The sequence below is a fragment of the Inquilinus limosus MP06 genome (assembly GCF_000767795.1).
Taxonomy (GTDB): Bacteria; Pseudomonadota; Alphaproteobacteria; order DSM-16000; family Inquilinaceae; genus Inquilinus; species Inquilinus limosus_E.
Genome location: NZ_JANX01000136.1, coordinates 1 through 12,291, shown reverse-complemented (window position 1 = coordinate 12,291; position 12,291 = coordinate 1). Strand labels below are relative to the sequence as shown.

The following is a 12,291-nucleotide window of genomic DNA, read 5'->3' as shown; positions in this document are numbered from 1 at the left end:
GCCAAGACGCCCGCTGACCTCATCGCGCAAGATCGGTGACGACGCCGGGGTTACCAAGCCGAAGGCCGCGAAGCCGGGCGAGCGGTGGCGCGAGGAGCGGCGCAAGCGCCCGTCGCCGGAGCCGGACCAGTGCCGCTACGTCGTCTTTCACAAGCCCTATGGCGTGCTGAGCCAGTTCACGCCGGAGGGGCGCTGGCGCGGCCTGAACGAGTTCGGTCTGCCGCCCGGCATCTACGCCGCCGGCCGGCTGGACGCCGACAGCGAGGGGCTGCTGCTGCTGACCAATGACGGGCCGCTGATCAAGCGCCTCCTCGACCCGAAGCACGGCCATCCCCGGACCTATCTGGCGCAGGTCGAAGGCGACCCGGCGCAGGAGGCGCTGGACGCCCTGGCCGGCGGCATCGCCCTGACCGACGGCCCGACCCGCCCCTGCGGCATCGAGCGGCTCGAGGATGAGCCCGACCTGCCGCCGCGCGACCCGCCGATCCGGGTTCGGAAGGCCATCCCGACCGCGTGGCTGCGGCTGACCCTGACCGAGGGCCGCAACCGCCAGGTGCGGCGGATGACGGCCGCGGTCGGCCACCCGACGCTGCGCCTGGTCCGCATCGCCCTCGGCAACCTCACCCTCGGCGACCTGCCGCCGGGGACCTGGATCGCGGTGGAGCGAGAGGGAATCCTGTCCGGCCTGCGCTGAATAACGGCCCGATTACCTGAAAGTTACGTGAAATTCACGGGTGCGGTTCGCCGCCGGGGGATATCACGGTTGCAGTCGCAGCCGAGGATCCGCCGGGCGGCGGACGCATCCCATGAAGCCAAGCACACGCCGGTTCTGGAAGGACTTCTTCGCCCTCCTGATGCCGTTCTGGCGGTCGAAGGAGAAATGGCCGGCGATCGGGCTGCTGATCGCCGTCCTGGCCCTGACCTTCGGCAGCGTCTTCCTCAGCGTCCAGTTCAACTTCTGGCGCAACCGCTTCTACAATGCTCTGCAGCAATACGACCTCCATGCCTTCTGGCGTGAGATCATGGTCTTCGCCGGGCTGGCGGTTGTCTGGGTGATCAGCGGCGTCTACCGCGTCTATCTGAACCAGTGGTTGCAGATCCGCTGGCGCCGCTGGATGACCGACCACCTGATCGGCGAATGGCTGCAGGATCAGGCCTATTACCGGCAGCAGCTCACCGGCGCGCCGACCGACAACCCCGACCAGCGCATCTCCAGCGACATCCAGCTCTTCATCAGCAGCACCCTGAGCCTCGGCATAGGCTTCCTCGGCAATTTCGCCAATCTGTTCTCCTTCCTGGCGATCCTCTGGGGGCTGTCCGCGCCTCTCGCCATCCCGCTCTTCGGCAACACCATCGTCATCCCGCATTTCATGGTCTGGGCGGCTGTCGCCTATGCGGTGGTCGGTACACTGCTGACCCATTGGATCGGCCGGCCGCTGATCGGGCTGAACTTCCAGCAGCAGAAGCGCGAGGCGGATTTCCGCTTCGGTTTGGTCCGATTCCGCGAGAACACCGAGGCGGTCGCGCTGTATGGCGGCGAGGCGAGCGAGAAGCAGGGGCTGCAGTCACTGTTCACCAATGTCATGGACAATTGGTACGCCCTGATGCGGCGACAGAAGTTGCTGGGTTTTCTGACCTCCAGCTACGGCCAAGCGTCCATCCTGTTTCCCTTCATCCTTGCGGCTCCCCAATACTTCGCCAAGTCGTTTGAGCTCGGCGGCCTGCTGCAGACGGCCGAGGCGTTCGGCAACGTCCAGGACTCGCTGTCCTGGTTCGTCAGCTCTTATCAGGACCTGACGGAATGGAAGGCGACCGTCGACCGTCTCACCGGCTTCCGCCGCAGCATTGAGGCGGCTAAGGCACGCTCGGTCGAGATCACTGTGGCGGCCGAACCCCGCAGCGACATGGCCGTCGACTCCGTCCGGCTGGCCCTGCCCGATGGCCAGACGCTGGTCGAGGGCGGCGGCCTCTCGGTCCGCCCCGGCGACCGGCTGCTGCTGACCGGCCCGTCCGGCGCCGGCAAGTCGACGCTGTTCCGGGCTTTGGCCGGGATCTGGCCGTTCGGCAGGGCGCAGATCCGCATCCCGAAGAACGCCAGGGTGCTGTTCCTGCCGCAGCGCCCCTACCTGCCGCTGGGCACGCTGCACGCCGCCGTCGCCTATCCCGCCAAGCCCGAGACGGTCTCCGCCGAAGCCGCGACCGAGGCGCTGCGCGCGGTCGATCTCGGCCATCTGGTCCCGGCGCTGGAGCAGGAGGAGTCCTGGGCTCGCCGGCTGTCGCCCGGCGAGCAGCAGCGCCTGGCGGTGGCCCGGGCGGTCCTCTCCCGGCCGGACTGGCTGTTCCTCGACGAGGCGACGAGCGCGCTGGACGAGGCGACCGAGCAGCGGATGTTCGCGCTGCTGCGCGACCGCCTGCCCGGCACCACCTGGCTGACCATCTCGCACGACCCCAAGGTCGCCGCCTTCCACGACCGCCGCTGGCGGATCGAGAAGGAGGGCGCGGGGCCCGGCCGCCTGGTCGAGGCGCCGGTCGCCGCAGCGGCCTGAGGGCCCCCTCCTCCGCTCGTTCATTCCCGTCATCCCGGTCGAGGCGCAGCACGAAGTGGTGCGCTGCGGACTCGGGATCTCTTCGACGGCGCGAGATCCCGGGTCTGCGCAGCGGCACTCCGCGCCGCAGCGCGGACCGGGATGACGGTTTTATATTTAAGAATTGACTTATTTAAGTATCCTCTTCATAAGAGACTCATGCAAGCCTTCGCCGCCCTCGCCGACCCCACCCGGCTCCGCATCGTCGAGATGCTGGCGGCGGGGGAGCGCGGGGCCGGCGAGATCGCCGGCGAGTTCGCGATGAGCGGACCGGCCGTCTCCCAGCATCTCAAGGTGCTGCGCGAGGCCGGGCTGATCGCCGTCCGGCCCGAGGCGCAGCGGCGGATCTACACGCTCGATCAGAAGGGCTTCGACGCGATGGACGAGTGGCTGCGCCGCATCCGCCGCTTCTGGGGCGGCCGGCTGGACGAGCTGGAGCGGCAGCTGCGCGCCGCCCCGCCCCCCACCGACACGGGAGAGACATCATGAGCGACTACGGCACCCTGATCGCCGCCGACGCGGTCCGGTTCGAGCGGCTGCTGCCGGGCCCGATCGAGCGGGTCTGGGCCTTTCTGACGGAGTCGGACAAGCGCGGCCTCTGGCTGGCCAAGGGCGCCGTCGAGCCTCGTGTCGGCGGCCAAGTGGAGATGCATTTCCTGCATGCCGAATTGTCGCCGCTGCCGGACGAGATCCCGGCCAAGTACAAGTCGATGGAGAAGGGCGCCAGTTCCACCGCCCGGGTGACGCGTTGGGAGCCGCCGCGGCTGCTGGCCCATAGCTGGCCCGGCCCGGCCGGCCAGGAGTCGGAAGTGACCTTCGAGCTGACGCCGCGGGGCGAGGACGTGCTGCTGGTGCTGACCCATCGTCGCCTCGGGCGGGACAAGATGGCGAGCGCGGCAGGCGGCTGGCACACCCATCTGGGCATCCTGGTCGACCGGCTGCACGGAAGGGTGCCGCAGCCCTTCTTCATCGTCCACACGCCGCTCGAGGCCGAATACGAGCGCCGCATCGCCTCGGCCTGACGACTGGAGGGACTGCCATGACCGCGACCTTCGCCGGCGGCCGCAACATCGCGCTGAAGGTGCCGCCGCACCAGTACGACGCCACGGTCCGCTTCTACCGCGACGTGATCGGCCTCGAGCCGCTGGACAACCACCCGCCGGCGATCGGCTTCCGGTTCGGCGCCAACCAGCTGTGGATCGACCGGGTCGACGCCCTGAGCCAGGCCGAGCTGTGGCTGGAGATCGTGGCCGACGATGTGCCGCGGGCGGCCGAACATTTGGCCGAGGCCGGCGTCGCCCGCCGCGACGAGATCGAGCGGCTGCCCGACGGGTTCGACGGTTTCTGGATCTCGGATCCCGCCGGGATCATCCATATCGTCTCGGCGAAGAACAGCCAGTATTGAGGGGCGGCAAGAGCCCCCTCCCCCTACCCCCTCCCGCAAGGGGAGGGGGAGGATCATTGGAAGGACGGCGCTTTAATTCCGGCGCGGCGCCTCTGTCTGTATCCATCATACCTAGTCCTAGCCTTTCACTCTCCCCCTCCCCCTCGCGGGAGGGGGTAGGGGGAGGGGGCTGTCGATCGGACGTGCGCTCACGCCCCCTTCGGCTCCGTCGTCAGCGGCAGCAGCCGGGCATGCGACGCCTCCAGCAGCCGGGCCATCGCCGCGGCCGCCGCCTCCGGCTCGCGGCCGAGGATCGCGGTGCGCACCGCGTCGTGCAGGGCCACATCCTCGCTGGGCGTGGTGGCGTGGCGCTGCTGCATTTCCGACGACACCCGCAGCGCCGACTTCACCGCGGCGCCGATGGTCACGAACAGGCCGTTGTGCGAGGCGGTGATGATCGCCAGGTGGAACTCCAGCGCCGCCTCGGACGACACCTTCACCGGCTGCTTCTCTTCATAGGCGCGGGCCAGCTGGCGGAAATGGCGCTCGATCGCGGCGTGGTCCTCGGCGGTGCCGTCGCGCGCCGCGAGGTATGACGCCCGCGGCTCGAAGCACATCCGCATCTCGAAGATGTCCTCGACGATCTTGGCGTCGAACTGCGCCTGCAGCCGCCAAGCCAGCACGTCGCGATCCAGGAGGTTCCATTCGCCGAAGGGCAGCACCCGCGTGCCGGTCTTCGGCGACACCTCGATCAGCCGCTTGCCCGCCAGGCTCTTGATCGCCTCGCGCAACGTGGTCCGGCTGACGCCGTAGGTCTGGCACAGCTCGCTCTCGATCGGCAGCGAGTCATTCGGCCGGAACTCGCCGGATACGATGCGCATGCCCAGGCTGTTCGACACCTGGGCGCTCATCGTCCCGACCAGGACCATCTCCCGTTCCAGCATCAGACCGTCTCCACAGCATTCCCCTTTTCATCGATAGGCCGGGGAAGGCCCGGTTGACAAAGACCGCCGATCACCCTGATGATCGAATCATATGATAATACCATTGGGGAGGAAATGGCGTGGCCGACATCGAGATCCGGGATGTCAGCAAGCGCTTCGGGCCGGTCACGGTGTTCGACGGCCTGTCGCTGTCGGTCGAGTCGGGCGAGTTCATGGTCTTCCTGGGACCGTCCGGCTGCGGCAAGTCCACCCTGCTGCGCATGATCGCGGGGCTGGAGAGCGTCGACGGCGGCGAGATCCGCATCGCCGGCACCCGGGTCGACACGCTGCCGCCGGGCGCCCGCCGGGTGGCGATGGTGTTCCAGCACTACGCCCTGTACCCCCATATGACGATCTTCGAGAACATGGCGTTCGGGCTGCGCAACATCGGCCTGAAGCAGCCGGAGATCGAGCAACGCGTGCAGGCCGCCGCGCGGACGCTGGAGATCGAGGAGCTGCTGCAGCGGAAGCCGGGCCAGCTGTCCGGCGGCCAGCGCCAGCGCGTCGCCATCGGCCGCGCCATCGTCAAGGAGCCGCGCGCCTTCCTGTTCGACGAGCCGCTGTCGAACCTGGACGCGGCGCTGCGCGTGCGCACCCGGGTCGAGCTGGCGCGGCTGCACCGCCGGCTGCGCGCCACCATGATCTTCGTCACCCATGACCAGGTCGAGGCGATGACGCTGGCCGACCGTATCGTGGTGATGAACGAGGGCCGGATCGAGCAGGTCGGCACGCCGATGGAGATCTACACCCGGCCGGCCACCAAATTCGTCGCCCGCTTCGTCGGCGTACCGGCGATGACCTTCCTGGACGCCACCGTGATCGGCGAGCAGGGCGGTGCCGTGCTGCGGCTGCCGGACGGGACCGAGCTGCGCACCCCGGTGCCGGCCGACGGGCTGCCGGCGCACCAGCCGATCACTTTGGGCTTGCGGGCCGAGGCGGTGCGGATCGACGGCCAGGGCGGGATGCAGGGCACGGTCGAGGTGGTCGAGCGGCTGGGCGACCGCACCCATCTGCATGTCCGGCTGCAGGACGGGTCGACCCTGATCGCCGAGGATGCGGGGCTGAGCGGCGTCGCGGTCGAGGACCGGGTGGCGCTGCGCATCGACCCCGCCGCCGTGCACCTGTTCGGCGCCGACGGCGTCGGCCGCCACGCCGTCACGTCGGTCGGGGCGTGAGGAGGGGATGGTGACCGCCACCGCCGCCGGCCGCAGCATCGAACGGACCCGCCGCCTGGGCGGCGCCCGGGTCGGGCCGGACTGGCGCAACATCGGCTTCGTCCTGCCCTTCCTGATCGTCTACCTGCTGCTGCTGGTCTGGCCGCTGTTCGACGGCATCTGGATCAGCCTGCAGAAGTTCGACATGTTCGACGGCACCGGTGCCTACGCCGGCCTCGCCAACTACAAGCGCCTGTTCGCCGACAGGATCTTCCTCGGCGCGGTCTGGAACACGGCGCTGTTCGTGCTGATGACGGTGCCGGCCTTCGTCGTGGTCGGCCTGGTCCTGGCCCTGGCGCTGAACCGCCCGACCCGCATGGCGGCGGCGCTGCGCGCCACCTTCTTCGCCACCTCGGTGCTGTCGGTCACCATCGTCACCATCGTCTGGAAGATGATGTACCTGCCGGACCGCGGCCTGCTGACCAACGTCCTGGGCGTGTTCGGCCAGGCGCCGATCCCGATCCTGAGCGACCCGAGCCTGGCGCTGCCCGGCATCGCCATCGCCACGGTATGGTGGGGCATCGGCCTGCCGATGATGCTGTTCCTGGCCGCCCTTCAGCAGATCCCGCGCGAGCTGTACGAGGCCGCGGCGCTGGACAGCGCCGGCCGCTGGCGGTCGTTCCGGCACATCACCCTGCCGTCGATCCGGCGGACCGTGGTGCTCGTGGCCGTGATCGAGATCGTCTACCAGTTCCAGCTGTTCGGGCAGTCCTACCTGCTGACCCGCGGCGGGCCGAACAACGCCTCGCGCCCGATCGTCCAGTTCATCTACGAGCAGGGCTTCCGCAACTGGGACCTCGGCTACGCCGCCGCGGCGTCCGAGGTGCTGTTCGGGCTGATGCTGATCGCCGCCATGGCGCAGTACCTGCTGACCCGCCGGAGGGCCGAGGCATGACCGCCGTCACCACGGCGCCACCGCGCCAGGGCATGGTCGGCCGCGGCCTGGGCGACCGGCTGATCCTGTGGGCCGTCATCCTGCTGGCCGTGATCTGGGTGGTGCCGGTGGCCTGGATCACCGGCCTGTCCTTCAAGCCCAACAGCGAGCTGATGACCGACACCGGCACGCTGTTCCGGGCGCCTTACACGCTGAAGAACTACACCGACATCCTCGCCAATTCCGGCGTGTTCCGCTGGGTGCTGAACAGCGTGGTCGTGTCGCTGGGCCAGACCGCGGGCGTGCTGATCCTGGCGTCCCTCGCCGGCTACGGCTTCGCCCGCGCGCAGTTCCCCGGCCGCGGCCTGGTCTTCGCGCTGGTGCTGATCGGCCTGGCCGTGCCGGAGCAGGCGGTGATCATCGCCCGCTTCCAGATGTTCAACGACCTGAAGATCCACAACTCCTATCTCGGGCTGATCCTGCCGCATCTGTCGGCGCCTTTCGGCGTCTTCCTGATGACGCAGTACTTCAAGGCGATCCCGCGCGAGCTGGACGAGGCGGCGCTCTTGGACAACGCCTCGCGCCTCAAGACCTTCTGGCGCGTGCTGCTGCCGCTGACCGTGCCGGCCCAGGCGACGCTGGGGATCTTCACCTTCCTCAGCTCCTGGAACGACTACCTGTGGCCGCTGATCTCCGCGACCAAACCGGAGATGTTCACGCTGACCGTCGGCCTGGCCTCGACCCAGACCAACTTCGCCCAGTCCGAAGGGCTGGGCTACCTGATGGCGCAGTCGGTCTTCGCCGGGCTGCCCGTGCTGATCGTCTACCTGTTCTTCCAGAAATACATCGTCACGGCCGTCGCCGGCGCCGCCGTCCGCTGAGGCGCGCGGCAGAAACGGCCGGAACCAAGGAGGGAGAGCCATGAGAAGCCGCTTTGCTTTGGCCCTGGCGGGGCTGGTCCTGGCCGCGGGTCCCGTCTGGGCACAGGAGAAGACCGAGATCTCGCTGTCGCGCTTCTTCGGCGCCTGCGAGGCCGACTACGCCGATGTCACCGACGTCTCGAAGGCACATGGCGAGTGCGGCATCATCACGGCGCTGATCAACAAGTTCAACGCCGAGACCCCGGACGTTCATGTCAAGGTCGACATCGTCGAATGGCCCGGCTACGACCAGCTCACCGCCCGGCTGCGCTCCGACGACCCGCCGACCATCTCGGTGATGCATGAATCGGTGATCAGCGACTACGCCTCGCGCGACCTGCTGGAGCCGCTGGACGAGGACTTCAAGGCCGCCGGCATCGACACCGCCGACTTCACCGAGGCGGCCAGGACCGGGGTGACCAAGGACGGCAAGATCTACGCCCTGCCCTTCGATACCCACACCTGGCTGTGGCACATCAACCTGAACCTGTTCAAGCAGGCCGGGCTGGTGGCGGCCGACGGCAAGCCGATCCTGCCGAAATCGCCGGAGGAGCTGCTGGCCCAGGCCAAGCAGTTCAAAGAGAAGACCGGCAAGCCCTATTTCGTGCAGGCCACGGTGAACGAGCAGGCGAACTACGCCCGCACCCTCTACACCCTGCTGTACCAGCAGAACTCGGACTTCTTCGCCGACCCGACCCAGATCAAGCTGCAGACGCCGGAAGCGCGCAATGCGGTCGAGCTGTTCAAGACCATCTATCAGAACGGCGACACCACCAAGGACCAGGATTATGCCGCGTCGACGGCCGGCTTCGCCCAGGGCGACGGCGGCGTCTACATCATGGGCACCTGGCTGATCGACAGCTACAACGAGGAGGCGGCCAAGCCCGGCGGCGCGCTGAGCAACGGCTACACCGTCGTGCCCTTCCCGCAGCTCTACGGCAACGCCAAGGTCTGGGCCGACGGCCACAGCTGGGTGGTACCCAAGGCCGGCCTCGACGACGCCAAGCGCAAGGCCGCGGTCAAGCTGCTGAAGTTCCTGTGGGACAATGACTTCGAATGGGCCCGGACCGGCCATCTGCCGGTGCGCCAGTCGGTGGCGAACAGCCAGGCCTTCCTCGACCTGCCGCACCGCAAGGACATCGTCAGCCTGACCAAGGACGGCACCGCCCTGCCCCAGGCGGTGAAGCGCCAGTTCGGGCTGCAGGAGATCCTGACCGAGGAGTTCAACGCCGCGGCGCAGAACCAGAAGACCGTCGACCAGGCGCTGGCCGACGCCGAGAGCCGCGTCAACGAGCTGCTGGCCAACGCCCGCTGATCCTTCCCGGCCGCGCCATCCGGCGCGGCCGCTCCTTCCACCATCCGACCGAGACCACCGACCCATGATCTCCGCCAGGCTGACCGTCGACCGCGACTTCGTCCTCTCCGACCTCGACCGCCGCGTCTTCGGCGCCTTCGTCGAGCATATGGGCCGCTGCGTCTATGGCGGCATCTACGAGCCCGGCCACCCGACCGCCGATTCCCGCGGCTTCCGCGGCGACGTGCTGGAGCTGACCCGCGAGCTGGGGCCGACCATCATCCGCTATCCCGGCGGCAACTTCCTGTCCGGCTACAACTGGGAGGACGGGGTCGGGCCGGTGGAGCAGCGGCCGGTGCGCCGCGACCTGGCCTGGTTCTCGACCGAGACCAACCGCTTCGGCACCAACGAGTTCATGGACTGGGCCCGCGCCGCCGGAATCGAGCCGATGCTGGGCGTCAATCTCGGCACCCGCGGGCCGGACGAGGCGCGCCGCTTCCTGGAATACTGCAACCATGCCGGCGGGTCGGCCCTGTCGGACCTGCGCCGGTCGCACGGCTACGAGGCGCCGCACGACGTCAAGTTCTGGTGCCTGGGCAACGAGATGGACGGGCCCTGGCAGATCGGCGCCAAGACCGCGGAGGAATACGGCCGCGCGGCGCTGGAGACGGCCAAGGTGATGCGCTGGGTCGACCCGACCATCCAGCTCGCCGCCTGCGGCTCGTCCCACCGCAACATGGCCACCTACGGCGCCTGGGAATACGAGGTGCTGGACCACTGCTACGACCAGGTCGACTTCATCTCGCTGCACACCTACTTCAACAACAACGCCGATTCGGCGCCGGAGTATTTCGGCGTGATCGAGCTGATGGACGCCTTCATCAAGGAGGTGGCGGCGATCTGCGATGCTGTCGGCGCCAAGCGCCGGTCGCGCAAGAAGATCATGCTGTCCTTCGACGAATGGAACGTCTGGTACAAGACCCACAAGATCGAGCATATGCGCAAGCCGGGTTGGCCCGAGGCGCCGCATCTGATCGAGGAGATCTACAACGCCGAGGACGCGCTGATCGTCGGTGGCGCGCTGATCGCCCTGATGAACAATGCCGACCGGGTGAAGACCGCCTGCATCGCCCAGCTGGTCAACGTCATCGGCCCGATCATGACCGAGACCGGCGGCGCCGCCTGGCGCCAGACCATCTTCCATCCCTTCGCGCTGGCCGCCCGGCACGGCCATGGCCGGGTGCTGCAGGCCAAGGCAGAATCCCCCGGCTATGCCGCCCAGTCCTGGCCGGAGATCCCGTATCTCTACGCCACCGTGGTCGACAACCCTGCCGACGGCACCACCACGGTGTTCGCCCTGAACCGCAGCCTGTCCGACCCGATGGATTTGGACGTCGCGCTGCGCGGCCTGGGCGCCGACCGGCGGCTGGTGGCGGCGACCGAGATCCACCACGCCAACCTGAAGGCGGTGAACACCAAGGAGGCGCCGGACACCGTGGCCCCGGCGGCGAATCCCGACGTCACGGTTGACGGCGAGCGGCTGCGGGCGAAGCTGAAGCCGGCGAGCTGGAACGTGATCGTGACCCGGGCCTCGCCGCAGGCTTGATCCGGCCGTGTTGCCCCTCACCGTCATTGCGAGGAGGCGAAGCCGACGAAGCAATCCAGGGGCCACGCCAAACGGCCCTGGATTGCTTCGCTGCGCTCGCAATGGCGGTGTTGGGGATTGCGGGAGGATCTCGTAAATTCGGGAGAGGCAACATAGTGGCTCAGGCCGCCCGTCCGAATGTGACGACTCTGCTTGACGCCGCCGGCCGGGGCCCTTATACGAACGCCCTCGTCCCGGCAGCGATGCCGGGCAATTGTTTTTGACCGTGTTTCGAGGATAGACCCATGGCGCGACGCTGCCAGGTGACCGGCAAGGGCGTGATGAGCGGCAACAATGTCAGCCACGCCAAGAACAGGACCCGCCGGCGTTTCCTGCCGAACCTGCAGACCACCTCGCTGGTCTCGGAGGTTCTCGGCGTGTCGGTGCGCCTGCGCCTGACCACCAACGGCATCCGCACCATCGAGCATCGCGGCGGCCTCGACGGCTACCTCGCCAGCGCCCCGGACTCGGCCCTCGACGCCGAGCTGCGCGGCCTGAAGCACCGCATCATCAAGGCCCAGGCTGCCGCCCAGGCCGCCTGATCGGCCCGTGCAGCGGCCGCCCGCCGGCCGCGCCCAGGACTGGAGAAAGCCCGCCCACACGGTCGCGGGCTTTTTTCGTTTGTCTCGGGTTGGGGTCGGTCGCCGGGATTGCGACCGGGCTGACGTTCCCTTAACGCTCCTCATCAGTCAATGAGGGGGACGTGCGATGGGGATCACGCTCTATTCCGGGCCGCTGAGCCTGTTCTCGCGCAAGGTCGAGATCGCCCTGGCCGAGAAAGGGCTGGCCCATGAGCGGATCATGGTGCCCTTCACCCAGACCGAGGGCTATCGCCCGAAGCACCCGGCGGTGCTGGCCGCCAACCCCAAGGGCCAGGTGCCGGTGCTGGTCGATGGCGGTTTGACCCTGTTCGATTCGACCGTGATCCTCGACTATCTCGAGGACGCCTATCCATCCCCACCGCTGTATCCGCGGGACGCCGCCGCCCGCGCCCGCTGCCGCTTGGCCGAACTGGAGGCCGACGAGATCGTGATGCCGGACGTCCGGCCGCTGATGCATCGCAGCGAGCCGCCCGACCCGGCCCGGCGCGAGGCGCAGGAGGCCGGCGCCCGCCAGGCCGAGGACGCGCTGCGCGGCCATTGGCGCCGGCTGGACGACCGGCTGGCCGGCCGCGACTTCCTGTTCGAGGCGCTGACCGTCGCCGACATCGCCCTGTTCATGACCGTGCTGTTCGCGCTGCGGCTGCACGGGCCGGGGCTCGATGAATTCCCGGCTTTGGCGGCGTGGTACGAACGCCTCTCCGCCCGCCCGGCCTTCGCCAAGGTGTTGAGCGAGGTCGCCGCCGCCGACCGGGAGCTGTCGCCGGCGCTCTTCGGATAGGCCGGCTCGCCC

13 protein-coding genes are annotated in these 12,291 nt (G+C 68.5%); 12 read left to right on the top strand and 1 reads right to left on the bottom strand.

The genetic code is table 11. The features are described 5' to 3' along the window. The 5 genes from P409_RS13120 to P409_RS13100 all read left to right on the top strand — a co-directional run. Positions 1-694: pseudouridine synthase (locus P409_RS13120; RefSeq protein ID WP_343285505.1), on the top strand; the 694-nt coding region annotated here is incomplete at its 5' end. 112 nt (positions 695-806) lie between these two features. Beyond that, complete coding sequence (locus P409_RS13115) at positions 807-2,546, top strand: ABC transporter ATP-binding protein/permease (protein WP_034836878.1); 1,740 nt, start codon at positions 807-809, stop codon at positions 2,544-2,546. A 198-nt stretch (positions 2,547-2,744) separates the two neighbouring features. Further along, positions 2,745-3,074, top strand: a complete 330-nt coding sequence (locus tag P409_RS13110) for an ArsR/SmtB family transcription factor (RefSeq protein WP_034836875.1) — start codon at positions 2,745-2,747, stop codon at positions 3,072-3,074. Then, positions 3,071-3,607 carry an SRPBCC family protein gene (locus P409_RS13105; protein WP_034836872.1) on the top strand — a complete coding sequence of 179 codons (537 nt, stop codon included), beginning with the start codon at positions 3,071-3,073 and terminating at the stop codon, positions 3,605-3,607. Before P409_RS13110 ends, P409_RS13105 begins: the two co-directional genes overlap by 4 nt. Positions 3,608-3,624: 17 nt before the next feature. After that, positions 3,625-3,990, top strand: coding sequence for a VOC family protein (locus P409_RS13100; protein ID WP_034836869.1), 366 nt, complete (start codon positions 3,625-3,627; stop codon positions 3,988-3,990). Positions 3,991-4,178: 188 nt separating this feature from the next. On the opposite strand, the gene P409_RS13095 is transcribed toward P409_RS13100, so the two are convergent. Then, positions 4,179-4,913: a FadR/GntR family transcriptional regulator gene (locus P409_RS13095; protein ID WP_034836866.1), complete on the bottom strand. Its 735-nt coding sequence runs from the start codon at positions 4,911-4,913 to the stop codon at positions 4,179-4,181. 119 nt (positions 4,914-5,032) lie between these two features. On the opposite strand from P409_RS13095, the gene P409_RS13090 reads away from it, so the two are divergent. The 7 genes from P409_RS13090 to P409_RS13060 all read left to right on the top strand — a co-directional run bounded on the left by P409_RS13090 (position 5,033) and on the right by P409_RS13060 (position 12,279). After that, positions 5,033-6,127: an ABC transporter ATP-binding protein gene (locus P409_RS13090; RefSeq protein WP_034836863.1), complete on the top strand. Its 1,095-nt coding sequence runs from the start codon at positions 5,033-5,035 to the stop codon at positions 6,125-6,127. 10 nt (positions 6,128-6,137) lie between these two features. Then, positions 6,138-7,061 (top strand): carbohydrate ABC transporter permease, encoded by a 924-nt coding sequence (locus tag P409_RS13085; protein WP_202964657.1) that lies wholly within the window; start codon positions 6,138-6,140, stop codon positions 7,059-7,061. Then, positions 7,058-7,921: a carbohydrate ABC transporter permease gene (locus P409_RS13080; protein ID WP_202964656.1), complete on the top strand. Its 864-nt coding sequence runs from the start codon at positions 7,058-7,060 to the stop codon at positions 7,919-7,921. Before P409_RS13085 ends, P409_RS13080 begins: the two co-directional genes overlap by 4 nt. A gap of 40 nt (positions 7,922-7,961) precedes the next feature. Beyond that, complete coding sequence (locus P409_RS13075) at positions 7,962-9,275, top strand: extracellular solute-binding protein (RefSeq protein ID WP_034836856.1); 1,314 nt, start codon at positions 7,962-7,964, stop codon at positions 9,273-9,275. A 64-nt stretch (positions 9,276-9,339) separates the two neighbouring features. Beyond that, positions 9,340-10,860 (top strand): arabinosylfuranosidase ArfA, encoded by a 1,521-nt coding sequence (arfA, locus tag P409_RS13070; protein ID WP_034836853.1) that lies wholly within the window; start codon positions 9,340-9,342, stop codon positions 10,858-10,860. Positions 10,861-11,144: 284 nt separating this feature from the next. After that, positions 11,145-11,441, top strand: coding sequence for a 50S ribosomal protein L28 (gene rpmB, locus P409_RS13065; RefSeq protein WP_034836850.1), 297 nt, complete (start codon positions 11,145-11,147; stop codon positions 11,439-11,441). A gap of 166 nt (positions 11,442-11,607) precedes the next feature. Next, positions 11,608-12,279: a glutathione S-transferase family protein gene (locus P409_RS13060; RefSeq protein ID WP_034836847.1), complete on the top strand. Its 672-nt coding sequence runs from the start codon at positions 11,608-11,610 to the stop codon at positions 12,277-12,279. Positions 12,280-12,291 lie beyond the last annotated feature (12 nt).

Coding starts and splice junctions, on each gene's coding strand:
- P409_RS13115 (WP_034836878.1), top strand. CDS start 807: ATGAAGCCAAGCACACGCCGGTTCTGGAAGGACTTCTTCGCCCTCCTG.
- P409_RS13110 (WP_034836875.1), top strand. CDS start 2,745: ATGCAAGCCTTCGCCGCCCTCGCCGACCCCACCCGGCTCCGCATCGTC.
- P409_RS13105 (WP_034836872.1), top strand. CDS start 3,071: ATGAGCGACTACGGCACCCTGATCGCCGCCGACGCGGTCCGGTTCGAG.
- P409_RS13100 (WP_034836869.1), top strand. CDS start 3,625: ATGACCGCGACCTTCGCCGGCGGCCGCAACATCGCGCTGAAGGTGCCG.
- P409_RS13095 (WP_034836866.1), bottom strand. CDS start 4,913: ATGCTGGAACGGGAGATGGTCCTGGTCGGGACGATGAGCGCCCAGGTG.
- P409_RS13080 (WP_202964656.1), top strand. CDS start 7,058: ATGACCGCCGTCACCACGGCGCCACCGCGCCAGGGCATGGTCGGCCGC.
- P409_RS13075 (WP_034836856.1), top strand. CDS start 7,962: ATGAGAAGCCGCTTTGCTTTGGCCCTGGCGGGGCTGGTCCTGGCCGCG.
- arfA (WP_034836853.1), top strand. CDS start 9,340: ATGATCTCCGCCAGGCTGACCGTCGACCGCGACTTCGTCCTCTCCGAC.
- rpmB (WP_034836850.1), top strand. CDS start 11,145: ATGGCGCGACGCTGCCAGGTGACCGGCAAGGGCGTGATGAGCGGCAAC.
- P409_RS13060 (WP_034836847.1), top strand. CDS start 11,608: ATGGGGATCACGCTCTATTCCGGGCCGCTGAGCCTGTTCTCGCGCAAG.